Source organism: Nocardia sp. NPDC003979, assembly GCF_053605015.1.
This window is the reverse complement of sequence record NZ_JBSGIJ010000006.1, coordinates 97,096-121,643: the sequence shown is the minus strand read 5'-3', so window position 1 is coordinate 121,643 and position 24,548 is coordinate 97,096. Positions and strand designations below refer to the sequence as shown.

At 68.0% G+C, this 24,548-nt stretch carries 20 protein-coding genes; 6 read left to right on the top strand and 14 right to left on the bottom strand.

Translation table 11 applies throughout. The annotated features are described in order from the left end of the window. Positions 1-3 precede the first annotated feature (3 nt). From cydB to ACWEVR_RS15465, 3 genes are all read right to left on the bottom strand, one after another. Complete coding sequence (cydB, locus tag ACWEVR_RS15475; protein WP_452467472.1) at positions 4-1,032, bottom strand: cytochrome d ubiquinol oxidase subunit II; 1,029 nt, start codon at positions 1,030-1,032, stop codon at positions 4-6. Positions 1,033-1,041: 9 nt separating this feature from the next. Continuing rightward, positions 1,042-2,499, bottom strand: a complete 1,458-nt coding sequence (locus ACWEVR_RS15470; RefSeq protein ID WP_452467471.1) for a cytochrome ubiquinol oxidase subunit I — start codon at positions 2,497-2,499, stop codon at positions 1,042-1,044. Between the two features lie 121 nt (positions 2,500-2,620). After that, on the bottom strand, positions 2,621-3,526 hold the full coding sequence (locus tag ACWEVR_RS15465) for an aminodeoxychorismate lyase (RefSeq protein WP_452467470.1): 906 nt from the start codon (positions 3,524-3,526) through the stop codon (positions 2,621-2,623). A 110-nt stretch (positions 3,527-3,636) separates the two neighbouring features. Between ACWEVR_RS15465 and ygfZ the strand changes: the two genes are divergently transcribed. From ygfZ to ACWEVR_RS15445, 4 genes are all read left to right on the top strand, one after another. Continuing rightward, entirely contained in the window at positions 3,637-4,740 is a 1,104-nt protein-coding gene (gene ygfZ / locus ACWEVR_RS15460; protein WP_452467469.1) for a CAF17-like 4Fe-4S cluster assembly/insertion protein YgfZ, read from the top strand. After that, positions 4,737-5,411, top strand: coding sequence for an MOSC domain-containing protein (locus ACWEVR_RS15455; RefSeq protein ID WP_452467468.1), 675 nt, complete (start codon positions 4,737-4,739; stop codon positions 5,409-5,411). The genes ygfZ and ACWEVR_RS15455 overlap by 4 nt, the downstream gene beginning before the upstream one ends. Continuing rightward, on the top strand, positions 5,408-6,358 hold the full coding sequence (locus tag ACWEVR_RS15450) for an asparaginase (protein WP_452467467.1): 951 nt from the start codon (positions 5,408-5,410) through the stop codon (positions 6,356-6,358). Before ACWEVR_RS15455 ends, ACWEVR_RS15450 begins: the two co-directional genes overlap by 4 nt. A 141-nt stretch (positions 6,359-6,499) precedes the next feature. Continuing rightward, on the top strand, positions 6,500-6,721 hold the full coding sequence (locus ACWEVR_RS15445) for a DUF3073 domain-containing protein (protein WP_084457250.1): 222 nt from the start codon (positions 6,500-6,502) through the stop codon (positions 6,719-6,721). A 282-nt stretch (positions 6,722-7,003) separates the two neighbouring features. Here the strand turns inward: ACWEVR_RS15445 and purM are convergent, their stop codons facing one another. The 6 genes from purM to purF all read right to left on the bottom strand — a co-directional run bounded on the left by purM (position 7,004) and on the right by purF (position 15,362). Beyond that, the gene (gene purM / locus ACWEVR_RS15440; RefSeq protein ID WP_067640787.1) at positions 7,004-8,083 is read right to left on the bottom strand and encodes a phosphoribosylformylglycinamidine cyclo-ligase; all 1,080 of its coding nucleotides are present in this window, start codon (positions 8,081-8,083) and stop codon (positions 7,004-7,006) included. Between the two features lie 165 nt (positions 8,084-8,248). After that, a complete protein-coding gene (locus tag ACWEVR_RS15435; RefSeq protein WP_452467466.1) occupies positions 8,249-9,889 on the bottom strand; it encodes an ABC transporter ATP-binding protein in 1,641 nt (546 codons plus the stop codon). Continuing rightward, entirely contained in the window at positions 9,882-10,820 is a 939-nt protein-coding gene (locus tag ACWEVR_RS15430) for an ABC transporter permease (protein ID WP_452467465.1), read from the bottom strand. Before ACWEVR_RS15430 ends, ACWEVR_RS15435 begins: the two co-directional genes overlap by 8 nt. Next, a complete protein-coding gene (locus ACWEVR_RS15425; protein WP_452467626.1) occupies positions 10,820-11,860 on the bottom strand; it encodes an ABC transporter permease in 1,041 nt (346 codons plus the stop codon). The genes ACWEVR_RS15430 and ACWEVR_RS15425 overlap by 1 nt, the downstream gene beginning before the upstream one ends. Positions 11,861-11,913: 53 nt before the next feature. Next, positions 11,914-13,530 (bottom strand): ABC transporter substrate-binding protein, encoded by a 1,617-nt coding sequence (locus ACWEVR_RS15420; RefSeq protein WP_452467464.1) that lies wholly within the window; start codon positions 13,528-13,530, stop codon positions 11,914-11,916. 248 nt (positions 13,531-13,778) lie between these two features. Continuing rightward, complete coding sequence (gene purF, locus ACWEVR_RS15415; RefSeq protein WP_067492328.1) at positions 13,779-15,362, bottom strand: amidophosphoribosyltransferase; 1,584 nt, start codon at positions 15,360-15,362, stop codon at positions 13,779-13,781. Positions 15,363-15,614: 252 nt separating this feature from the next. On the opposite strand from purF, the gene ACWEVR_RS15410 reads away from it, so the two are divergent. Then, a complete protein-coding gene (locus ACWEVR_RS15410; protein ID WP_452467463.1) occupies positions 15,615-16,922 on the top strand; it encodes a YhgE/Pip domain-containing protein in 1,308 nt (435 codons plus the stop codon). Positions 16,923-16,994: 72 nt separating this feature from the next. Here ACWEVR_RS15410 and ACWEVR_RS15405 read toward each other — a convergent pair whose 3' ends face one another. The 3 genes from ACWEVR_RS15405 to ACWEVR_RS15395 all read right to left on the bottom strand — a co-directional run bounded on the left by ACWEVR_RS15405 (position 16,995) and on the right by ACWEVR_RS15395 (position 19,912). Then, the gene (locus tag ACWEVR_RS15405) at positions 16,995-17,393 is read right to left on the bottom strand and encodes a sterol carrier family protein (protein WP_452467462.1); all 399 of its coding nucleotides are present in this window, start codon (positions 17,391-17,393) and stop codon (positions 16,995-16,997) included. Between the two features lie 108 nt (positions 17,394-17,501). Further along, positions 17,502-18,188 (bottom strand): CPBP family glutamic-type intramembrane protease, encoded by a 687-nt coding sequence (locus ACWEVR_RS15400; RefSeq protein WP_452467461.1) that lies wholly within the window; start codon positions 18,186-18,188, stop codon positions 17,502-17,504. Next, positions 18,185-19,912, bottom strand: coding sequence for an alpha/beta hydrolase (locus ACWEVR_RS15395; RefSeq protein WP_452467460.1), 1,728 nt, complete (start codon positions 19,910-19,912; stop codon positions 18,185-18,187). Before ACWEVR_RS15395 ends, ACWEVR_RS15400 begins: the two co-directional genes overlap by 4 nt. A 133-nt stretch (positions 19,913-20,045) precedes the next feature. Between ACWEVR_RS15395 and ACWEVR_RS15390 the strand changes: the two genes are divergently transcribed. Further along, the gene (locus ACWEVR_RS15390) at positions 20,046-20,336 is read left to right on the top strand and encodes a YiaA/YiaB family inner membrane protein (protein ID WP_067640771.1); all 291 of its coding nucleotides are present in this window, start codon (positions 20,046-20,048) and stop codon (positions 20,334-20,336) included. Between the two features lie 27 nt (positions 20,337-20,363). Here ACWEVR_RS15390 and ACWEVR_RS15385 read toward each other — a convergent pair whose 3' ends face one another. Both ACWEVR_RS15385 and purL read right to left on the bottom strand, forming a co-directional pair. Continuing rightward, on the bottom strand, positions 20,364-22,139 hold the full coding sequence (locus ACWEVR_RS15385; RefSeq protein ID WP_452467459.1) for an alpha/beta hydrolase: 1,776 nt from the start codon (positions 22,137-22,139) through the stop codon (positions 20,364-20,366). 18 nt (positions 22,140-22,157) lie between these two features. Next, the gene (purL, locus tag ACWEVR_RS15380) at positions 22,158-24,449 is read right to left on the bottom strand and encodes a phosphoribosylformylglycinamidine synthase subunit PurL (protein WP_452467458.1); all 2,292 of its coding nucleotides are present in this window, start codon (positions 24,447-24,449) and stop codon (positions 22,158-22,160) included. Between the last annotated feature and the right edge of the window lie 99 nt (positions 24,450-24,548).

Genomic DNA, 24,548 nt, shown 5'->3' with positions numbered 1-24,548 from the left:
CGCTCAGCCTTTGCCTTGCAGCGGCAGCCCCACCGGCGGCGGGATGTGCTCCACCCGGATCCGCTGCCGGAACACCCAGTACGTCCAGCCCTGGTAGATGATCACCACCGGTGCGGCGAAGGCGGCGGCCCAGCTCATCACCTTCAGGGTGTAGGGCGAGGAGGAGGCGTTGTCGATGCTGAGGTCGAACAGCGGGCTGATCGTCGAGGGCAGCACGTTCGGGAACATCGAGCCGACGATCAGCACCGTCACCGCGATCACCGTGACGGCGGTGCCCGCGAAGGCCCAGCCGTCCCGGCCCACCACGGTGGCCACACCGCCCAGCAGCAGGCCGAGCACCGCGACGCCCAGCGGCACCCAGGTCCAGCCGGCGCCGTAGGCGAGCTGGGTCCACAGCCCGAATCCGCCGACCACCAGTGTGGTCGGTACCAGCAGCGCCCGAGCGATTCGCCGTGCGTCGTCGCGGACCTCGCCGCCGGTCTTGAGAGTCAGGAAGATCGCGCCGTGCAGGGCGAAGAGGACGGCCGTGGTCAACCCGCCGAGCAGGGCGTAGGGGCTGAGCAGATCCCACACCGATCCGACGATCTGGCGTTCTTCGTTCAGCGGAACCCCGCGCACCATGTTGGCGAAAATCCAGCCCCAGGCAAGGGCGGGTACCCACGATCCGATGCCGATGCCGCGGTCGCACCAGGCCCGCCATTTCGGGTCGTTGATCTTGCCGCGGTATTCGATCGCGCAGATGCGCAGGATCAGCGCGACGAGCAGGACGAGCAGCGCGAGATAGAAGCCCGAGAACAGGCTCGCGTACCACTCCGGGAAAGCCGCGAACATGGCGCCCGCGGCGGTGATCAGCCACACCTCGTTGGCGTCCCAGACGGGCCCGATGGTGTTGAGCACCACGCGGCGACGCGGATCGGAGCCCCGCCCGAGGATCGGCATCAACATGCCGACCCCGAAATCGAATCCCTCGAGCACGAAGTAGCCGGTGAACAGAACGCCGACCAGAATGAACCAGAACAGTTGCAGATCCATCGACGGCTCCTAGTACGCGAAGGACAGTTGTTCGACCGGCTCGTTCCGGCGCTCCGGTTTCTCCGATGCCGGTTTCTCGACCCCGGCGACCACGTATCGGCGGATCAAGTAGAACCACACCACCGCGAGCACAGCGTAGAGGGCGGTGAACACGATCAGTGAGAACAACACCGTGCCGGGCGAGTGGTCGGAGACCGCCTGTTGCACCGTCATCCGGATGGCCGGGTCGCCGGTCGGATTGGGCGCGACCACCCACGGCTGACGTCCCATCTCGGTGAACACCCAGCCCGCGCTGTTGGCCAGGAACGGGGTGGGAATGGCGAGCAGGCTCAGCCAGGAGAACCAGCGCTGATCGGGCACGCGGCCGCCACGGGTGAGCCAGAAGCCGGCCAGCAGCAACAGCACCGATCCCGCGGCCAGGCCGATCATGGCGCGGAAGGACCAGTAGGTGACGAACAGGTTCGGCCGGTAGTCGCCGGGACCGAATTCCACGTTGTAGGTCTTCTGCAGATCGACAACGCCTTCGAGGGTCACGCCGCTGAATTTGTCCTCGGCGAGGAAGGGCAGCACGTACGGGATCTTCAGCACGTGGATCACGCTGTCGCAGTTGTTGTGGGTACCGACGGTGAGGACGGAGAAATCCGGGTCGGTCTCGGTGTGGCACAACGATTCCGCCGACGCCATCTTCATCGGCTGCTGCTGGAACATCAGCTTGCCCTGGACATCACCGGTGACCGCGACGGCGATCCCGGCGAGCGCGACAACGACCAGCGCGGCTCGGCCGACGGGCCGCCACACGGTGCGCGCTTCCGCGAGTTTGGCCGCGTCCCCGCTGCGCGCGTTGCGCACCATCCACCAGCCTGCGACGCCGGCGACCAGGGTCCCGGCGGTGAGGAACGCACCTGCCACCGCGTGCGGGAAGGCCGCCATGGCGGTGTTGTTGGTGAGCACCGCCCAAATGCTTTCCAGCTCAGCGCGTCCGGTCTCGGGGTTGTAGCGCGCACCGACGGGGTGCTGCATGAACGAGTTGGCGGCGATGATGAAGTAGGCCGAGGCGTTGACGCCGATCGCCACGATCCAGATCGTCGCCAGGTGCACCAGTTTCGGCAGCCGCGTCCAGCCGAAGATCCACAGGCCGATGAAGGTCGACTCCATGAAGAAGGCGATCAGCGCTTCCAGGGCCAGCGGCGCGCCGAAGACGTCGCCGATGAAGCGGGAGTACTCGCTCCAGTTCATGCCGAACTGGAATTCCTGCACGATGCCGGTGGCGACGCCCATGGCGAAGTTGATCAGGAACAGTTTCCCGAAGAATTTGGTGAGCCGGTACCACTTCTCGTCCCCGGTGACGACCCATGCGGTCTGCATCATGGCGATCAGGGGCGCCAGACCGATGGTGAGCGGTACGAAGACGAAGTGATACACCGTGGTGATTCCGAACTGCCACCGGGAGATGTCCAAGGTGTCCATCCGGCCTCCATCCACTACTACGACGTCCTGTAGTAGAGAGTACGCGTACGGATACCCCCATGAAGGGTGACAACCGCCACGGCTCAGCGCAGGGGCGCGCCCACCCGCGCCCCACAGGCGCTCACCAGTCGCCGATGGTCCCCGGCCGGTCGATCCCCGCGTCGACCATGTCCATGATCTCCTGAGCGTTGTCGGGCGCGGACAGCCGCACACCGTCGAGCTGATTCACCCTGGCCGCGAGCGTGACGCTCGACAGCAGCCAGATGCTGTCGCAATCGAACAGATCGGCGGTGAAGATCGACTGGTACTTGCACTCCCAGCCCTTCTTCTCCGCCACCGTGAACAGGGCCCGCTGCGTGACGCCCGGCAGTACGCCGATCTTGGCGGGCGGGGTGATGAGCTGCTTGTCGCGCACGATCACCACGGTCGAGCGCGGGCCTTCCAGCACCCGGTGTTCGGTGCTGTGGAAGATCACGTCGTCGGCGCCCATCCGCCGGGCGAACCGCAGCGCGGCCATGTTCGTCGCGTACGACAGCGTCTTCGCGCCGAGCAGCTGCCACGGCGCCGCCTGCGCCAGGTCCACGGAGATGCCACGGGCCAGCGACATCACCTTCACACCTTCGGCACGCGCCTGCGCGACCCGCGCGGGCACCGGGGAGACGAGCACGTACGCGGTCGGTGTCGGCTCGTCGGGCACGAGACCCGAGCCGGGCGCGTCGAATTCGGAATCGCGGCCGCGGGTGTAGATCAGGCGGAGCACGCCCTCTTCCTCGGCGCCCCACTCCTTGACCGCCAGCTCGACCGCGCTGCGCCATTTCGCCAGCCCCGGCTCGGGCAGTTCCAGCGCCTGGGCCGAGCGGCGCAGCCGGGCCAGGTGGAATTCCAGCGCGGTGGCCGTGCCGCCGCGCACCAATATCGTTTCGAACACACCGTCGCCACGCAGTGCTCCGATGTCGTCGGCATAGAGCGACGGCGTGTTCGCGTCAGCGACCACACCGTCGAGTGTCACAAGAACCCGTTCTCCCATGTGACGAGCGTAGGCGTTATAGCTCTGTTATGCCTACGGCTGCCGTGGATCCGACGCGGCGCGACCGCCCACCCTCGGCGCGTGCCGGCGGACACGCCTACAGTGGTGGTGTGTCCGTGGACGTCGCCCCCAGTCCTGTTCTCCAAACCCCTGGCGCCGTCGCGGGTGCGCCGGGCTCCCCTGATGCCGCGGTCGCCTGGCACTACGGCGACCCGTTCGGCGAGCAGAAGGCCGCCGCGCAGCGCGTCGCCGTCGTCGACCGGTCGCATCGCAGTGTGTCCCGCATCACCGGCGCCGAGCGGCTGAGCTGGTTGCACACCATCACCAGCCAGCACATCGCGAACCTGCCCGACGGCCACAGCGCCGAATCACTCGACCTGGACCTCAACGGCCGCGTGCTGCACCACTTCGTGCTCACCGACCTCGACGGCGCCCTCTGGCTCGACACCGAGGGCGGGCACGGCACCGAGCTGCTCGGCTTCCTGCAGAAGATGGTGTTCTGGGCCGATGCCAAACCCGAGGCCGCCGACTACGCCGTGCTGAGCCTGCTCGGCCCGGAGACCGACACGCTGCTCCCCGCCCTCGGTCTCGGCGAACTGCCCGGGCTGTACGCGGCCGCGGCGCTGCCCGGCGGCGGATTCCTGCGCCGGATGCCCGGCGACTCCTTCGACCTGCTCGTCCCCCGCGCCGACCTCGCCACGTGGTGGACGAAGCTCACCTCGGCCGGTGCCCGGCCGGCGGGCATGTGGGCCTACGAGGCACTGCGCGTGGCCGCCCTCCGCCCGCGCGTCGGCGTCGACACCGATGAGCGCACCATCCCGCACGAGGCCCGCTGGATCGGCGGTGTCGAGGAGCAGGGCGCGGTGCACCTGAACAAGGGCTGCTATCGCGGCCAGGAAACCGTTGCGCGCGTGCACAACCTGGGCAAACCGCCACGCAACCTGGTGCTGCTGCACCTCGACGGTTCCGCCGACGAACGGCCCGCCACCGGCGACGACGTCACCGCGGGCGGGCGCACCGTCGGTCGCCTCGGCACCGTCGTCGACCACTACGAGCTCGGCCCGATCGCGCTGGCCCTGGTGAAACGCTCCGTCCCGGCGGGCACCGAACTGGTGGTCGGCTCCATGGCCGCCGCCATCGACCCCGACTCGGTCCCCTCGGACGAGGGTGTGCAAGCCGGGCGCGCCGCCGTCGACCGCCTGCGTGGTCGATGAGCCGCCCGCACTTGCGCGCCGGTGACACCGGCCGTGTCGAGGCCGTGTGCGTGGTGCACGCCGAACTCGAGATGCGCACCCGCGTGGGCCGCAGCGCCATCGACAAGCGTCCGGTCGCGGGTCGCGTCGGGGTGCGCGCGCTCGGACTCGACGGCGACCACGTGTGCGACACCGTCAACCACGGCGGTGTGCACCAAGCCGTCTACGCCTACGCCGAAGAAGACGCCCTCCGCTGGGCCGAGGAACTCGACCGCGACCTGCCCGCCGGCTGGTTCGGCGAAAACCTGCGGGTCACCGGCCTACCCCTCAGCGACGCGGTGTTCGGAGCCCACGTCGCGATCGGCGACACCCTGCTCGAGGTGAGCGCTCCCCGCGTTCCGTGCGCGACCTTCCAGCAATGGTCCGGCGAGAAGCAGTGGGTGAAACGCTTCGCCCTGCGCGCCGACACCGGCACCTACTTCCGGGTGCTCACCGAGGGAACGATCGGCGCGGGCGACGAAGTACGGGTGGTGCACGTCCCGGCCCACGGCATCACCGTGCGCGACCTGTTCACCGGCGCCGACCCCGCACTGCTCACCCGGCTGCTCACGGAGGAACCGACCATCTCCGACGACATCCGCATGCAGATCGACCGGCACAACCGGAAACGAACCGTGGAGGTCCGCGCATGAGTGTCGAACTGGTCGAGGTGGTGCGGTCCGGCTTCCGCGAGTGCGTGCACCGCGGTTCGGTCGTCGTGCTCGACGCCGACGGCACCCCGACCGTCGAGCTCGGTGAGGTGCACGGCCCGATCTTCCCGCGCTCGACGAACAAGCCCATGCAGGCACTCACCCTGCTGCGCAACGGCTTCGACCCCGTCGACGACGACGAACTCGCCATCACCACCGCCTCCCATTTCGGCGAGCCCGACCACATCGCCCTGGTCACCCGGCTGCTCGACCGCTTCGGCCACACCCCGGCAGACCTCGCCTGTCCACCTGACCTGCCGTTCGAGGAGAACGCCCGCGCCGCCGCCATCACCGGTGCGGGCCGCAGCCCGCTGTACATGAACTGCTCCGGCAAACACGCCGCGATGCTGGCGACCTGCGCGATCAACGACTGGCCGCGCACCGGATACCTCGACCTCGAACACCCACTGCAGCAGACGGTTCTCGCCACCATCGCCGACGTCACCGGCGAACCCGAGACCGACCTGGGGATCGACGGCTGCGGCCTGCCGATCGTCCCCGTCTCGCTGATCAACCTGGCGCGCGCCTTCGCGGCGTTCACCACCGCCGAGCCCGGCACCGCCGAACGCCGGATCGCCGATGCCGTGCGGAGCAATCCGCGAGTGATTTCCGGCACGAACGGGCCAGATCTCCAAGCGATGTCGGCCACGCCCGGACTCTTCTGCAAAATCGGCGCCGACGGCGTGCACGCGGGTGCGCTCCCGGACGGACGTGCCTTCGCCTACAAGATCGACGACGGTCACGACCGCGCCCGAATGCCCCTGACGCTGGCGATTCTGCGCAAAATCGGCATCGATTGGACCGACGAACACACCGACCTCGCGGCCACCGCGGTCCTCGGTGGCGACGCCCGCGTCGGGGTGATCCGGGCGATCCCCGGAGTGCTCTGACGCCCGTTCGACAGCTCTTCACCCACTCCTGGGAGCGCGACCGCCGGACACACGCTAAAGTGTCTGTCAGGAAGAGTATTAATTCGAACGGGGCCGCCAACAAACCCCAGGCCGCCCCGCAGTGACGCGAGGGGGTCAGCCATGGGCCGTGGCCGGGCTAAGGCAAAGCAGACCAAAGTCGCACGTGAGCTCAAGTACAGCTCCACGCCGACCGACTTCGCGAGCCTTCAGCGCGAGCTGGCGGATAGCACTCCACTCCACTCCCGAGGGAGTGGCGGCTTGCTATCCGACGAGCACGACGCGGATGATTCGCCGTCCCGTTGGAACAACGAGGACGACGACTACGACAGCTGGCGTCGCTGACCGAACGCCGGTGAAGGGGGAGGCTCGTGGTGGCCTCCCCCTTCAGCCGTTGTTCCGCGCAACGTCGCAGGCTCGCAGCAGCAGTACGGCGAACATCCGAATACACGACGAGCGTCCTGTGCACACACAGGACGCTCGTCGTGTTCGCCGGACTCGAGACCCCGACCTCCTCGAGGTGGCGGACCCTACCTTCTTCGGGTAGCCGCGCGGGGGTGTCGGCAAACCCCTGAACACGACAAAAGCCGGGCCGCGCGTTCGCGACCCGGCTGAGTTGTCGGACGATCAGAACCTGGGGTGGTCGCCCAGCAGCACCGCGCGCGGCGCGTCGGCGTCGGCGGCCTTCTTGACCTGACCCAGTGTCCAGCAGTCGATGTGGCGGGCGGTGAGCACCGCGAGGGCGCGGTCGGCGTCCTCGGGGGCGACGATGGCGACCATGCCGACGCCCATGTTGAACGTCTTCTCCATCTCGAGCCGCTCGACCCGGCCGCGCTGGGCGATCATCTTGAACACCGGCGCCGGGTTCCAGGTGCCGCGATCCAGTTCGGCGACCAGGCCGGCGGGCAGCACGCGCGCCAGGTTGGCGGCCAGACCGCCACCGGTGACGTGCGAGAAGGTGCGCACGTCGGTTTCGGCGATCAGCGCCAGGCAGTCCTTGGCGTAGATGCGGGTCGGCTCGAGCAGTTCCTCACCGAGGGTGCGGCCGAATTCCTCGACGTGCCCGGTGAGCGACATGCGGTCGATGTCGAGCAGCACCTTGCGGGCCAGGCTGTAGCCGTTGGAGTGCAGACCCGAGGAGCCCATCGCGATGACGACGTCGCCCGGGCGCACCCGGTCGGGGCCGAGCACGGAGTCGGCTTCGACCACGCCGACGCCGGTGGCCGACAGGTCGTAGTCGTCGGGGTCCATCAGCCCGGGGTGTTCGGCGGTTTCGCCGCCGAGCAGCGCGCAGCCCGCCTTGATGCAGCCTTCGGCGATGCCGGAGACCAGTTCGGCGACCTTCTCCGGGACGACCTTGCCGATGGCGATGTAGTCCTGCAGGAACAGCGGTTCGGCGCCGCACACCACCAGGTCGTCGACGACCATGGCGACCAGGTCGAGCCCGACGGTGTCGTGCTTGTCGAGCGCCTGGGCAACGGCGATCTTGGTGCCCACGCCGTCGGTGGAGGCGGCGAGCAACGGCTCCCGGTACCCACCCTTGAGCGCGAACAGTCCGGCAAATCCGCCGATCCCACCCTGCACCTCGGGTCGGCTGGCCTTCTTCGCCAATGGTCCGAACAATTCGACGGCGCGGTCACCGGCTTCGATGCTCACGCCCGCGGCGGCGTAGGAAGCGCCTGCACCGCTGGGTGTCTGTTCAGTCATTGTGGGGAAAGCTCCAAACCGAATCGGCGGATAGATGCCTGTCAACTCTAAGTGATCCGCCAGTCCCCTCGTCGTGCGGCTCCTCGGTCCTGCCGACGAACGGGCCCGCGGGTGGTGGACTCGTCCCACCCGCGAGCCGCTCGGTGCGGTTGCCGACGGCCCGCCTCAGCCTGCGGCGAGTTCGGTACGACGGCGCCGCTGTTCCACCGGGTCGGGGACGGGAACGGCCGCGACGAGCCGGCGGGTGTAGTCGTGCCGGGGATTGCGCAGGATCTGTTCGTTGTCGCCTTCCTCGACGCAGGTTCCGTCGCGCAGCACCATGATCCGGTCGGCCAGCTGGTCGACGACGGCGAGGTCGTGGCTGATGAACAGGCACGCCCAGCCGCAGCCGCGCTGCAGTTCGGCGAACAGTTCGAGGACCGCGGCCTGCACCGACACGTCGAGGGCGCTGGTCGGTTCGTCGGCGACGAGCAGGTCGGGGTCGAGGACGAGGGCACGGGCCAGGCTGGCCCGCTGACGCTGCCCGCCGGACAGTTCGTGCGGGTACCGGTTCTCGGTGCCCGCGGGCAGGTGGACGTCGTCGAGCATGTGCCGCACCCGTTCCCGGATGCTCGCCTTGTCACCGACCCCGTGCACCAGCAGCGGTTCGGCGACGCATTCGCCCACGGTCATCCGTGGATTGAGCGAGCCGGCCGGGTCCTGGAACACGAACCCGAAGCGTCGCCGGATCGGCCGCAGCTTGCGCGGGGACAGGCCCGCGATGTCCTGGCCGCGGATCAGCACGTGCCCTTCGGTCGGCCGTTGCAGGGCGGCGACGCACCGCCCGATGGTCGACTTGCCCGAGCCGGATTCGCCGACCAGGCCGAGGGTCTCCCCCGGCCGGATCTGCAGGCTCACCTTGTCGACGGCCCGGAACGGCGGTCTGCCGAACGGTCCGGGGAACGTGACGACCAGGTCGCGCACGTCGAGCACCGGCTCGACGGTCCGGTCCGGCTCCGGGCGCGCCGTCGTCGACCCCAGGTGCGGCACCGCGTCGAGCAGCGCCCGCGTGTACTCGGCCTTCGGACTGGCGAACAGCTCGTGCACCGGCGCCTGTTCGACCACCTCGCCCGCGCGCATCACCACCACCCGGTCGGCCAGATCGGCGACGACACCCATGTTGTGGGTGATGAGCACGATCGCGCTGCCGAGCCGGTCGCGCAGGTCGCGCAGCAGTTCGAGGATCTCGGCCTGCACCGTCACATCGAGCGCGGTGGTCGGTTCGTCGGCGATGATCACCTTCGGTTCGCACGAGATGGCGATGGCGATCATCACGCGCTGCTTCTGCCCGCCGGACAGCTGGTGCGGGTAGTAGTCGACCCGGTGCTCCGGATCGGGCAGCCCGACCAAGCGCAGCAACTCGACGGCCTTGGCCTTGGCGTCCTTCCGGCTCATCCCGCTGTGCGCCCGCAGGGCTTCGCAGATCTGGAACCCGACGGTGAACAGCGGGTCGAGCGCCCGGGCAGGTTCCTGGAACACCATCGACACCGCACCGCCGCGCAGGGCGGTGAGCTGCTTCTCGGTCATCGACGTGACCGGTCGATCGCCGATCGTCACCAGACCACGCACCGACGCGGACTGCGGCAGCAGCCCGATCGCGGTACGTGAACTCACCGACTTGCCCGACCCGGACTCGCCGACGATGGCGAGCACCTCACCGGGGAACACCTCGTAGGACACATCGCGTACCGCGTGCACCGGGCCCGCGTCGGTCGTGAAGGTGACCGACAGGCCCGAAACGGCCAGTGCGGCAGTCTTCTCACTCATCGACGGACTCCTTCGAAGTGACCGCACGCCTGGTACGCAGCAACGGATTCAGCGATTCGTCGAGACTCTCCCCGACCAGCGTCATGCCGAGTACCACGAGCACGATGGCGGTGCCGGGGAAGATGGAGGTCCACCAGATCCCGTTGGACACATCGTTGAGCGCCTTGTTCAGGTCGTAACCCCATTCGGCGGCCTGGGTCGGTTCGATGCCGAACCCGAGGAAGCCGAGCGCGGCGAGGGTGAGGATGGCATCGGCCGCGTTGATGGTGACGATCACCGGCAGCGACCCGGTGACATTGGACATGATGTGGCGGAACATGATTCGCGCCGTCGACGCGCCGGTCACCCGCGCGGCGTCCACGTACGGTTCCGTCTTCACCGCCACCGTCGCGTTGCGCACCACCCGGAAGTACTGCGGCACATACACAACGGTGATCGCGATCGCCGCCGACAACATGCCACCCAGGCTGCTCGACGTGCCGCCCGCGATGACGATGGAGACGACGATGGCGAGCAGCAGCGACGGGAACGCGTAGATCGCGTCCATCACCATCACCAGCACCCGGTCGACCCACCGGCCCACATAACCCGACAGCAACCCGAGCGGCACCCCGATCAGCAGCGACAGCGTCACCGCGATGGCGATGACGAGCAGCGCGGTGCGGGCGCCGAACAGCACCCGCGACAGCACGTCCTCACTGCGCACCGAGGTACCGAACCAGTGCTCGGCCGACGGACCCTGCTGCGACGCGAAAGCCACTCCGTCGGAGGTGTTCTGCGCCAGATCGTAGGGCGCGAGCAGCGGCGCGAACGCCGCGACCAGCACGAACCCGGCCACCAGGATCAATCCGGTGATGAGTGTGACGCGCTGCATCCCAGCGGTTTTCGACAGCAATTCGGCGCCGGGCAGCCTACGTTTCGTGACCGCCATCAGAACCTCACCCTCGGATCGATCAGTGCGACAACGGCATCCACCAGGAAACTCATCACCGCGACGAGCAGCGCGATGAACGCCACGATGCCCTGCACCGCGATGAAGTCACGCGCCCGCAGGTACTCGGCGAGCTGATAGCCGAGGCCCTTCCATTCGAACGTGGTCTCGGTGAGCACCGCGCCGCCGAGCATCATCGCGATGCACATGCCCATCACCGTGATGATCGGGATGAGCGCGTTGCGCACCGCGTGCCGCCCGGTGACCACCCGCGAGGACAACCCGCGCGCCCGCGCCGCCTCGACATAGTCGCTGCGCAGGGTCTGGATGAGGTTCACCCGGACCAGCCGCAGGAAGATGCCGCCGGTGAGCAGGCCGAGCGCCACCGCGGGCAGCACCGCGTGTTCGAGCACGTCGAGCACATAGGACGGTTCGCCGTAGAGGATCGAATCGATGAACAGGATGTTCGTCTTCGGCGACACGTGCTGCAGCGCCAGCTCCACATCCGTACTTGCCCGGCCACCGACCGGAAACCAGCCCAGCCACACCGAGAACACCAGCTTCAACAGCATGCCGACGAAGAACACCGGCGCCGCGTAGGCGAGCACCGCCGAGAACCGCAGCACCGCGTCGGCGGGCGTATCCCGGTGTGTCGCAGCGTATCTGCCCAGCGGGATACCGACCGCGAAGGCGACGAGCAGTCCCCAGAACACCAGCTCGAAGGTGGCCGCACCGTAGGTGACGACCACATCGGCGATGGCCTGGTTGTCCTGGGTGCGCCCGAAGTCGCCGCGCAGGAACCCGGTGATGTACTCCCAGTACTGGGTCAGGATCGGCCGGTTCAGCCCGGCCGCGTCCTTGCGTTCCTCGATCTGCTCCTGGGTCAGCCGGCCACCCATGGCCGCGCTGATGGGGTCACCGATCACCCGCATCAGGAAAAACACCACTGTCACCAGCAACCACGCGGTCGGCACGATCAGCAGGAGCCGGATCAGCAGGTACCGCAGCAAAGCCACCTGGCGGGAACCCCCGCCGCGCATCCACCCGAAACGTCGCGCCCGGACCGGTGATCCGGGCGCGACGGGAACGTCACTCACTTGCTCAGTACCGTGAACCGGAACTTGAAGGAGCCGTCGAGGGTGTCGCCGACGCCGTTCACGCCCGGCTTGGACACCGCGACCTGCTTGCCCGAGAGCAGCGGCAGCGTCGGCAGATGGTTCTGGGCGAGATCGGTCTGGATCTTCTTGATCAGCTCCACCCGCTTGGTCGGGTCCGCCTCGGTGAGTTCGGCGGTGAGCTGGGCGTTGATAGCGGGGTTCTCGAAGTGCGACTGCAGGAAGTTGTTCGGGCCGAAGAACGGCGCGAGGTAGTTGTCGCCGTCCGGGAAGTCCGGGTACCAGCCGAACTGGTACATCGGGTAACCGTCGGAGGCGCGTTCCTTCTGGTACGTGACCCATTCGGTGGACTGCAGGTTCACCTTGAACAGGCCCGACGCCTCGAGCTGGGACTTGACCGCCGCGTACTCCTCCGAGGAGCTCGAGCCGTAGTGGTCGGGGTTGTACTGCAGGTTCAGCGTCACCGGGGTGGCCACGCCCGCGTCGGCGAGGAACTTCGCCGCCTTGTCCTTGTCCGGCTTGGCGCCGTAGATCTCCTTGAGCGGTTCGGCCGCGCCGATCATGCCTTGGGGCACATAGCCGTAGGCGGGCTGGTAGGTGCCCTTGTACACACCGGCGGCCAGCGCCTCACGGTCCACCGAGGATGCCATCGCCTTGCGCACGGCCAGCTTCTGCTCGGGCGTGCTGCCCGGCATGGTGTTCATGTTGAACACGATGTACCGCAGCTCGCCGCCCGGTCCGTCGGTGACCTTCACCTTGGAATCGGCACGGAGGCTGTCGATATCGGTCGGCGTGAAGGAGCGGTAGCCGACGTCGATGGCGCCGTTCTGCAGGTCCAGCTTCAGGTTGTCGGAGGTGGCGTAGTACTTGGTCGAGACCGAGTCGTTCTTCGGCTTGCCGAGGATGCCGGTGTAGTCGGCGTTGGCCTTGTACTCGACCAGCTTGTTCTTGTCGTAGGTACTGATCGTGTAGGGGCCCGAATAGCCCTTGGCGGCAACGACTTCCTCATCGGTGGCGACCTTGTCGGCCGGGAACACCTTCTCGTCGACGATGGGTCCGGCCTGGGTGGGCAGGATCGTCGGGAAGGTCTGATCGTTGGCGACCTTCAACGTGAACGCGACGGTGAGATCGTCGACCACATCGGTCTTGTCGAGGTTGCCGAGCAGTGCGGCGGGACCGTGCGGGTCGTTGATCTTCACCATGCGGTCGAACGAGAACTTGACGCTCTTGGCGGTCAACGGATTACCGTTGGCGAATTTCAGACCGGATTTGATCTTGCAGGTATACACCGTCGGTGCGGTGAATTCGCATTTCTCCGCCGCATCCGGCTTGGGTGTGGTATCGCCGGGCGCGAAGTTCAGCAGATACGAATAGATCTGGTTCTCCACGAGCAGCGACCCGTTGTCGTAGGCCGCGGCCGGGTCGAGGGCGAAGATCTTGTCCGTGGTGCCGACGACCAGCCCCGCGCCGGAGCCCGCGTCATCGGTGCGTCCCGACCCACAGGCCGCAAGCGAGGCGGCGACAACAGCCGCAACACCCACTGCGGCAGCTTGTTTCGCGCGATTCTTGCGAGCGCTCTTTGCACTGTTCAACATCAGATCCCATTCTCGAACGCCGCGATGTCGCCGCACCCGGATCACGGGAGCGGCGACGACGCGGTGAGCTAGCGATATAACGAGGGACCGTACAGGCGAACCATTACCGCCCAGTTTCAAATCGAGCGAAAAATTACGCGGATGTTATGAACAAATCTTACGTAATTCGGATAGGCCGGAAAATTGTAGGTACACAACACAAAAGGGACCGATCAGGTTTATCCTGACCGGTCCCTGGTGCGAGGAGGTTATGGGCGGCTGAGCGCGTCGACGTTCACATTGCCGCCGAGCAGCGCGGCCTCGGACTGGCCCGACAGCATCCCCTCTAGCACGTTCTTGCCGATGGCGGCCTCCTGCGGCAGCTCGATCGGGTACTCACCGGTGAAGCAGGCGGTGCACAGCCGCGAGGCGGGCTGTTCGGTCGCCGCGATCATGCCCTCGGTGGAGATGTAGCCCAGCGAGTCGGCACCGATGGAGCGGCGCACGTTCTCGACCATCGCCTCGTAGCTGTCGTCGGAACCGCCCGCGCCGTTGGCGATGAGCTCCGCGCGCGAGGCGAAGTCGATGCCGTAGAAGCACGGCCACTTCACCGGCGGCGACGCGATGCGCACATGGATCTCGAGCGCACCGGCCTCGCGCAGCATCCGGATCAGGGCGCGCTGGGTGTTGCCGCGCACGATGGAGTCGTCGACGACGATGAGCCGCTTGCCGCGGATCACCTCGCGCAGCGGGTTGAGCTTGAGCCGGATACCGAGCTGACGGATCGTCTGGCTCGGCTGGATGAAGGTGCGGCCAACATAGGCGTTCTTCATCAGACCCTGGCCGTACGGAATGCCGGAGCCCTGGGCGTAGCCGACCGCGGCGGGCGTGCCCGACTCGGGCACCGGGATCACCAGGTCGGCCTCGACCGGGTTCTCCTTGGCCAGCTTGCGGCCGATCTCCACGCGGGTGGAATGCACCGAACGGCCCGCGATGGTGGTGTCCGGCCGCGCGAGATACACGTATTCGAAGACGCAACCCTTGGGTTCGGGGTTGGCGAAGCGCAGCGAGCGCACACCGTCGGAGTCGATGGCGAGCAGCTCACCCGGTTCGATCTCGCGGACGAAGGCGGCGCCGACGATGTCGAGCGCGGCCGTCTCCGAGGCGACGACCCACCCGCGATCGAGGCGGCCGAGCACCAGCGGACGCACACCGTGCGGGTCGCGCGCGGCGTAGAGGGTGTGCTCGTCCATGAACGTCAGGCAGAAGGCGCCGCGCAGTTGCGGCAGCAGTTCCATCGCGGCCTGCTCGATGCTCGAGTCCGCCGAGGCGTGCGCGAGCAGCGCGGTGACGATGTCGGAGTCGGAGGTGGCGCCGGTCATCTGCGGGCGGCCGTTCACCACACCCGCACCGATCAGGCCGAGTTCGCGTGCGCGCCCGGCCAATTCGGCGGTGTTCACCAGGTTGCCGTTGTGGCCCAGGGCCAGGCCGGAGCCGACGGCGGTGGTGCGGAAGATGGGCTGGGCGTTCTCCCAGGTGACCCCACCGGTGGTGGAGTAGCGGCAATGGCCCACGGCGATATGGCCGGGCATGGCGCCGAGCGTCTGCTCGTCGAAGACCTGGGACACCAGGCCGAGATCCTTGAAGACCAGGATCTGGGAGCCGTCGGAGACCGCGATACCGGCCGCCTCCTGTCCGCGATGCTGCAGCGCGTACAGGCCGTAGTAGGTGAGTTTGGCCACGTCCTCGTCGGGAGCCCAGACGCCGAAGACGCCACACTCCTCGCGAGGCTCGTTCTCGGGCTCGTCGGAAATGGCGGATGTTGTGTCGATCGTCGGATCGGCGTCGGTCACCGTTTGCTCCCTGTTCGGGCGGGCTGGGGGCACTCGTCAGTCTACGGGTGAATCGCCGGTGCGTACCACGGGTGCTCGCATCCCGGCAGCAATCTCCGCGCGGAACACCCTGATCGGCCGCGTGGAGCTGTTACCGTGCCGGTTGTGACGACGGACGACAGTGCAGACGTTGCAGCCGGTGAATCGCGTTCGAACAGTGAAAACGCCAGGTCGACGCCGAGTGATTCCCGCAAGACGTCCGCCCGTGGAGCGATGTTCGACACATCGACGCGCCCCCGGCGTCACTGGGCCAAGATTGTGTTCGCCCCGACACTGGTGCTCGCCGTGCTCACCGGTCTGCTCGGGGTGATGTACCTGGGTTATGTGGCCGATCCGGAGAAGAATCTGCACGATTTCCCGGTCGCGCTGGTGAACCTCGATGTGGGCGATGTCCTCGATACCGGTGGTCAGCAGCGCCGCGTCGACTTCGGCAAGCAGGTCACCGACGCGCTCGTCGCGAACGTGCCCGCCGACAAGATCGACCTGCGAGTGGTCGGCAAGCCGGAGTCCGAGCAGTTGCTGCGCACCGGCCAGGTGTACGGCGCGATCGTCATCCCCGGCGATTTCAGCAAACGCCTGGGAATTCTCGGCGCGGGCTCGATCGTGCCCGGCGAGATGGAAAACCCCATCATCACCTTGCAGACCAATCCGCGCATGGGCGCCTACGGTGACGCCATCGTGCAGCGGATCGGCGAGCAGGCGCTGGCCGAGGTCGACAAGCAGGTCGGGGTGCAGCTGGTCGACCAGGTGCAGGCCACCCTCGCGCAGACGCCGGAGGGCGCGCCCGCACCGCAGATCTCCGGTGCGGCGATGCTGAGCCTCCAGAGTCCCATCGACACCGTCACCCAGGAGTACCGGCCGCTGCCACCCGGCACCGGTCAGGGCCTGACGGCCTTCTTCTACGCCCTGCTCCTGCTGCTGGCGGGGATGGTCGGCGGGATGGTCATCCACACCATGGTCGATGGCCAGTTCGGTTTCGTGCCAACCGAGTACGGGCCATGGTTCGTGCACTATCCGACGTCGTCGATCTCCCGGTTCCACACCCTGCTCGTCAAGTGGGGCGTGTCGACGGTTGTCGCGGTGGTGGTTTCGGCGGTGTTCCTGCTGGCGGCAAAGCTCATCGGCATGCCGGTCGACAATCCGCTCGCCCTGTACCTGTACTCGGTGCTCGCCATGGTCGCGGTCGGCTGGACGGCACTGATGACGCTGGCCGCGCTCGGCACGGCGGGCCTGCTGGTGAATCTGGTGCTGTTCGTCATCCTCGGCCTGCCCTCCTCGGGCGGCACCGTGCCCATCGAGGCGACCCCGACCTACCTGTCCTGGCTGGCCGAATTCGAACCGATGCACCAGGTGTTCCTCGGCGTGCGCTCGATCCTGTACTTCGACGCGAACTACTCGGCCGGCCTCGATCGCGGCATCTGGATGGCACTGCTCGGCATCGCGATCGCCGTCGTGGCGGGCACGATCATCACCCGCTACTACGACTACAAGGGCCTGCACCGCAAGAACCACTCCGACTGACGATGCGCGCGGCGGGGGTCACCGCGCAGCACCGGCTCGCCACCGGTCGCGCCGGTCCTGCCACGTCTCGGTTCAGCGCGGTGCGGACAAGGGGACGATCGGCAGCCAGCCCGCGATCTCCGCTGCCCTGGTCCCGGAGGCCGAGACCGCGCCCGAAGCCACGGCGTCGTCGAACTCCAGCAGCCCGGTGGCCAGCAACAACCACGTCCGCGCGTCGGTCTCCACCACGTTCGGCGGATTCCCCCTGGTATGCCGAGGTCCCTCGATGCACTGCACCGCGACGAACGGCGGCACCCGCACCTCCACCGAATGCCCCGGCGCACTCGCCGCCAACGCCCGCGCCGTCCCCTTCACCGCCGCCCCCAACTTCGCCCGCCCCGGCCCGGGCACACCCTCGTCCCCCAACCACTGCGCCACCGCCAACACCGCCGCCCGCACCTGCGCGGGATCGACCACATTCCGACCAGCCATAACGCGCAACGCTACCGACCGCCCCCGACAGCAATCGAGTGGCCGTATGCCTGAGTTGCCAGAGGGCCGAGAAGGGCGAAACCGCCGCCCAAAGCGTCACGGCTGCCCCTAGGGCTGGATGGTCATCGGCCCTCGCAGCCGGCCGATGCCTGATCCGGCGGCAAGTCGGGTCTCGACGTAGGCGGCCAGGGTGGGCAACAAGGCACCGCCCGCATTGATCGTGAGGTGCAGCAGGGCTGGGGCGGTGGCGCTGTCGGCGCGGCGGCGCAGGGCGCTGAAGATCAGGCCGGCGACGGTGGTCGCGGCAAGGGTGACGGGGAGGGAGTCGCCTGCGGTGCGGGCGGGGCGGATGTGCCAGAGGGCGAAGTCGGCGGCACCGACGACGGGCGGGCAGCCGCGGGAATCGAGGAGGGGGTCGAGGGTGGCGCGGAAGACGGCTTCCTCGGCCAGGACCGTGCCGACGGGAATGTGGACGGCGATCCACTCGAGGGTGGAGGTTTCGGGGACGCGCACCGCGATCTCGGCGAGCAGCCTGCGCAGCGCCGGAACAGCCAAGACCACGCCGTAACCCGCGAGAACCACCGCAGAACTACCGAGACCCCACCGTAAACCGCCGGCGGACAACCAGTTCGGGCGACCACGGAACACCCCGGTGTACGCGCCGGCGAACAGCACGTTGGCCACCGATCGTCCGCGCAGAGGCAGACCGAGGGCAGGCAGAACCCAGTTGTTCCACACCGGCGGTATACACAGCGCCACACCGACAGCACCGACCACGTTCTCCCCGGCTCTCACTTCACCTCCCGCTCCAGCTTCTCGGCGGATTCGACTGCCACCCTGGCCTTTTCGATCGCATCCGGGTTCACCGAAAGCCCCGTCACTGCCAGCCAACCGTCGAGCACGAGACTCCCGTACCGATGCCCGTGCCCGTCCGACACCCCTTGTGCGTTCGTGAGATCGGCAGTGACCTGCCAGAACGTCACGAACGGCGCCCAGCGCATCTGCGTCGACACATCGTCGCCACGCGGTTCACGCAACCAGTCCGGCCGGGTGAAGATCAGGTCCGCCGACCACCACACGATCGGGTCGGACGGATGCTGCAGGTAGGCGATGCGGGGCTCGCGCCATACCTCCGGCGAGTCGAAATCTGTTGCGTCATCGGCGAATCGGACGACCAGCCCATCGGCATAGACCGGTGCCACCTCTCGCGAACCCGGATCGCGCCGGGCCACGAACTGCCGCCAGAGCCGATTGGAATTGGGCGGCCCTACCCACAGCGCCCCGTCGACCTTCTCCCGCAGATCGGCCAACCCCTCGAAGGCCTCCTCCGACCCCTGCGACCCGAGACTCTCGCCGTACACGAACAGCTTGGGCCGCAGCTCTTCCGGCTGCGCCGACCACCGCCGGTACACCGCGTCGAACAGCTCACGGCTCGCCGCCGCGGCCTTCTCCCGGTCGGACAGAAACGACAGCACGCTGGGCAGATACGAGTACTGGGTGGCCACGATCGACGTGTCACCGCCGTAGAGGTATTCGAGCGAACCGGCCGCCATCCCGTTCACCCACCCGGTGCCGGTGGTCGTCACCACCACCATCGCCGCCCGCTCGAAGGCCTTGGTCCGCTCGAGTTCGGCCACCGCCAGCTCGGCCGCCGTCTGCTCCCCGCGCACCGATTCCAACCCCACATAGGCCCGGATCGGTTCGCGCGCAGGCCTTCCCGTCACCGCGGCGATGTCGGCCGCGTCGGGACCGTTGGCGACGAACCACCGCCCTTCGAAACCGAGTGTCTCCCAGGGCGCGAGCGAAGCCGAGCTCCCGGACTTCTCCGGCGCCACCGGCGGCACCGCGTACTCGGTGGTCCGGTCGTTGCGCACACTGAACGCGGAGTTGGCGACGGCGAAGAACGCCCGCGAGGCCACCCCGTTGAACACCGTCACCGCGAACACCACCAGCACCAATGCCCCGGCCGATGGCGCCAATTCGCGCGGCACCCGCACCCACTGGTTGAGCTGACGGGCCAGCACGAGGATCAGCGCACGCACCGTCCGGTACACCGCGACCACCGCCACCCCCACAGCCACACTGAGTAGCCCGGTCCGCAGATACGCGGGGGTGGTCGTACCTTCCATCCCCATCAGCGAGGTGATCTCGCGCTGCCAGCGCGCCGACTGCACGAGCATCCCGGCCGCCACGACCGAGCACACCACGAGCACCACGGCCTTGATGGCGTATCGCACCCGGTCAGGGGGCCCGGCCAGCGGAATCCGTGGCCGCACCCACCGCCGCAACGCCCACTCGAGCACGCACCCGAGCCCGTACCCGATGGCCGCGTTGATCCCACTGATGAGCCCCTGGAACAACCAGTCGCGCGGCACCAGCGACGGCGTCACCGACAGCGCGAAGAACAGGGTGGCGACGACGAGCCCCGGGTAGTTCAGATCGGCGATGTCCTCGACGCGGCGCACCACCCGCTTGCCGCGCGTACGCAGCGTGACGAGGGTCGACTCGGTCGCAGACACCGATCAAGTATGGCTGGCGGGCGCGCCGGGGGCAGAGGTTGTGAGTGGTGGGTCGGTCACTTTCGGCAACTACCCATCGCCGGTGAGTAGTTTCACGCGCCCGCGCGAATCCCCCGCCGCCCATGCTTGTTCCATGAGCACACCCAATGCCAAGCCGAAGAACACCACGGCCTACATGGCCCAGGCCGCGATCGCCTTCGCCGTCAGCCTGTTCGGCACCGGCGCGGGCATCGCCTACCTGCCGCTGGACGGCTGGCAGCGCGCCTTCCTCGCCATGTCGGGCCTGTTCCTGGTGACGAGCTGCTTCACCCTCGCCAAGGTGGTGCGCGACCAGCAGGAATCCCAGACCGTGATGAGCCGCCTCGACGAGGCACGCATCGAACAACTGATCGCCGAACACAATCCGTTCAAGTCGGTGTCGTAGCCGGAAGTAGCCGATCGAGGGGTTCGGCTACTTCAGCTGATGCTCGGTGGCGGCGGATTCTTCGAGGAACAGCCGGATCCGCTGCGCCAATTCCGGTGTGTAGTCCGGTGGTTGGGCGATCGCCGCCCAGGCATCGGGCACCAGGTTGCCGTAGTTGTGGCCGTGCCCGTTCGAGACCGACTGCGCCCGTGGCAGATCCGCCGCCACCTGCCAGAAGGTGACGATCGGATACCACGACATCGCCGGTGACACATCGGGACCACGCTTCTCCGCGAGCCAGTCGGGCCTGCTGAACAGCAGATCGGGCGACCACCACACCACCGGGTCCGAGGCGTGCTGCAGGTAGACGATGCGCGGATCGGTCCACTTGTCCGACGGCCGGGCGAGCTGATCGGCACTGGCGGCGAAGCGCACCGAGAGCCCGTCGGCGAAGATCGGGGTGATCTCGTCGGTCCCCGGATCACGGCGGGCGACGAATTCCGACCACAGCCGGTTGGAGTTGGGCGGGCCGACCCAGAGCACACCGTCGGTGCGGTTGCGGATATCGGCCAGCCCGGAGAACGCGCCCTCCGACCCCTGTGAACCGAGGCTTTCTCCGTAGACGAGCAGCTTGGGCCGAGCGTTCTCGGGCAGCGTCGACCAGCGTTCGTACACCTTGTCGAACAGCATGCGGCCCATGCTCATCGACTTGTCCCGGTCGGACAGGAACGACAGCGCACTCGGCAGGTACGAGTACTGGGTGGCGACCAGAGCGCTGTCCCCGCCGAACATCAACTCGACCGATTCGGCGCTGGTCGAGTCGACCCAGCCGGTGCCGGTGGTGCTGATCACCACCAGCACCTCGCGGTCGAAGGCCTTGGTTCGTTCGAGTTCGGCCACGGCCAGGTCGGTTTGCGCCTCGAATCCGTCGGCCGATTCCAGTCCCGCGTAGACCCGGATGGGTTCGCGGGCCGGTTTGCCGGTGACCTGGCTGATGGCCAGCGCGGTCGGTGCGTTCGAGACGAACCAGCGGCCTTCGGAACCGAGTGTTTCCCACGCCGCCAGCGAGCCGGGGCTGCCGGACCGTTCGGGCAGCGTCGGCTGGATCGCGTGTGCGGAAGTGTGGCTGTTGCGCGCGCTGAACGCCGAATTGGCCACGGTGAAAAAGGCTTTCGCCAGCACGCCGTTGAACAGGAGCACCGCGCCGATCACCACGATCAGCACTCCGAGCGGTCGCGCGAACGACGCGGGCACCCGAATCCACTGATTGAGACCGCGCGCCACCGCACGCACCAACTTGCGCACTGCGCGCGCGATCCAGATCAGCAGCCCGACCACCGCGGCGCCGAGCAACACTGTTCGCGCGTAGGAGTCCGAAACCGGCGCCATCCCCATCAGATCGGTGATCTCGCGTTGCCAGCGGCCCGATTGGATCGACATCAGCACCGCGAACACCACGCACGCCACCACGATCAGCGCCTTCACCGCCATCAGCGTCCACCGCGGCCGCTGCGCCCATCGCGCGGCGATCTGCTCCGGCACCGTCACCCGCGGCACCACCCACCGCCGCCAAGCCCAGGCCAGCCCACACCCGAGGCCGTACCCGATCGTCGCATTGATGCCACTGATCAGGCCCTGGAAGAACCAGTCGCGCGGCAGCAGCGACGGTGTGAGCGACCAGCCGAACAACATGGTCGCCACGAGCAACCCGGTGTAGTTCGGGTGGAAGAACCGTTCCACCAGGTGCACCCCGCGCAACAACGGGTTGTCGGCGGGTGCAACGGTGGCGCCGGTGGGGGCCGAGCTCGTCTCCGATGTGGTCAAAGCTCGGCTCCTCCTGCTCTAGGTGTGCGCTCCGAACAGCTTAGGCAGCGTGCCCTCGAAAACCTCACGCAATTCCGTGAGCGTCACCGAGAACTGGCCCTGCACCTCGATCGAATCCGAACCCTGGTCGACCACGCCGATGCGCACCCACGGCAGCTGCCGTGCGTCGCACATCTTGGTGAACCGGGTCTCCTCCGAACGCGGCACCGCGACGAGCACGCGTCCGGCCGACTCGGAGAACAGCTGCACGAACGGGTCACTGCCCTCGGGAAGCACGATGCGGCAACCGGTCTCGCCGGCCAGCGCGGCCTCGACGACGGTCTGCGCGAGACCGCCCTCGGACAGGTCGTGGGCCGCCGAGATCATGCCGTCGCGCGAACCGGAGACGAGCACCTCCGACAGCAGCTTCTCCCGGGCCAGGTCGACCTTGGGCGGCACACCACCGAGGTGACCGTGCACCACCTGCGACCAGATGGAGCCGTCGAGTTCGTCGTGCGTGTCGCCGAGCAGGATCAGCGATTCGCCCGGTTCGAGGCCGAGACCGGTCGGGATGCGCCGGTGCACGTCGTCGATCACGCCGAGCACGCCGACCACCGGGGTGGGCAGGATGGCGTCCTTGCCGGTCTGGTTGTAGAAGCTCACGTTGCCGCCGGTGACCGGGATGCCGAGCACCGCGCAACCGTCCGCGAGACCGCGCACGGCCTGCTGGAACTGCCACATCACGCCCGGGTCCTCCGGCGAACCGAAGTTCAGGCAGTTGGTGACGGCCTTCGGGGTCGCACCCGTGGTCGCCACATTGCGGTAGGCCTCGGCCAGCGCCAGCTGCGCGCCGGTGTAGGGGTCGAGCTTGGTGTAGCGGCCCGAGGCGTCGGTGGCCAGGGCGATGCCGCGCCCGGACGTCTCGTCGATGCGAACCACACCGGCGTCGGCGTGCTCGGCGAGCACGGTGTTGCCGCGCACGTAGCGGTCGTACTGCTCGGTGATCCACTTGCGGCTGCACAGCTGCGGGCTGGCCAGCATGGTCAGCAGGGTTTCGCGCAGCTCGTCGGCGGTCTTGGGCCGGGGCAGGTTGGCGGTGGTGTCGGCGATCAGCGCGTCCTGGTAGTCCGGGCGCTGCACCGGGCGCTCGTACACCGGGCCCTCGTGGGCGACGGTGCGCGGCGGCACGTCCACCACGGTCTCGCCGTGCCAGCTGATGACGAGGTGGTCGCCGTCGGTGACCTCACCGATGACGGTGGCCAGCACGTCCCACTTCTTGCACACCGCCATGAACGCGTCGACGTTCTCGGGGGTGACCACCGCGCACATGCGCTCCTGCGACTCGCTCGACAGGATCTCGGCGGGGGTCATGTGCTTGGCGCGCAGCGGCACCTTGGTGAGGTCGATGTGCATGCCGCCGTCGCCCGCCGCGGCGAGTTCGGAAGTGGCACAGGACAGTCCGGCGCCGCCGAGGTCCTGGATGCCGACCACGAGGCCGGCCTTGTACAGGTCGAGACAGCACTCGATGAGCACCTTCTCGGTGAACGGGTCGCCCACCTGCACGGCGGGCAGCTTCTTGCGGCCGGTGCCGGACTCGTCGCCGGAGAAGCTGTCGGAGGCGAGTACCGACACGCCGCCGATGCCGTCGAGGCCGGTACGCGCGCCGAACAGGATGATCTTGTTGCCCGCGCCCGAGGCGAAGGCAAGGTGCAGGTCTTCCACGCGCATCGCGCCCGCGCACAGCGCGTTCACGAGGGGGTTGCCCTGGTAGGAGGCGTCGAACACCGTCTCGCCGCCGACGTTGGGCAGGCCGAGGGAGTTGCCGTAGCCGCCGATGCCGCGCACCACACCGTCGACCACGCGACGGGTGTCGGGGGCGTCGGCCGCGCCGAAGCGCAGCTGGTCCATCACCGCGATCGGGCGCGCGCCCATGGCCATGATGTCGCGCACGATGCCGCCGACGCCGGTGGCCGCGCCCTGGTACGGCTCCACGTACGACGGGTGGTTGTGGCTTTCGACCTTGAAGGTGACGGCCCAGCCGTCGCCGATGTCGACCACACCGGCGTTCTCGCCGATACCGGCCAGCATCGAGGCCTTCATCTCGTCGGTGGTGGTCTCACCGAAGTAGCGCAGGTGCACCTTCGAGGACTTGTAGGAGCAGTGCTCGCTCCACATCACCGAGTACATGGCCAGCTCGGCGTCGGTGGGCCGACGGCCGAGAATCTCCTTGATGCGGGCGTACTCGTCGTCTTTGAGACCGAGTTCCTTGTACGGCTGCGGAGCATCCGGGGTGGCTGCGGCGGTGGCGACGGTGTCGACCTGCAGTGTCACGGGAGACCAGGGTCCTTTCGGCCGGGGGGAACTTGGCTCCGAGTCTATCGGTAGGGCCGTCGCGGCCCGCCGCCTGTACTCCCCGGCCGCCGGTGGTGC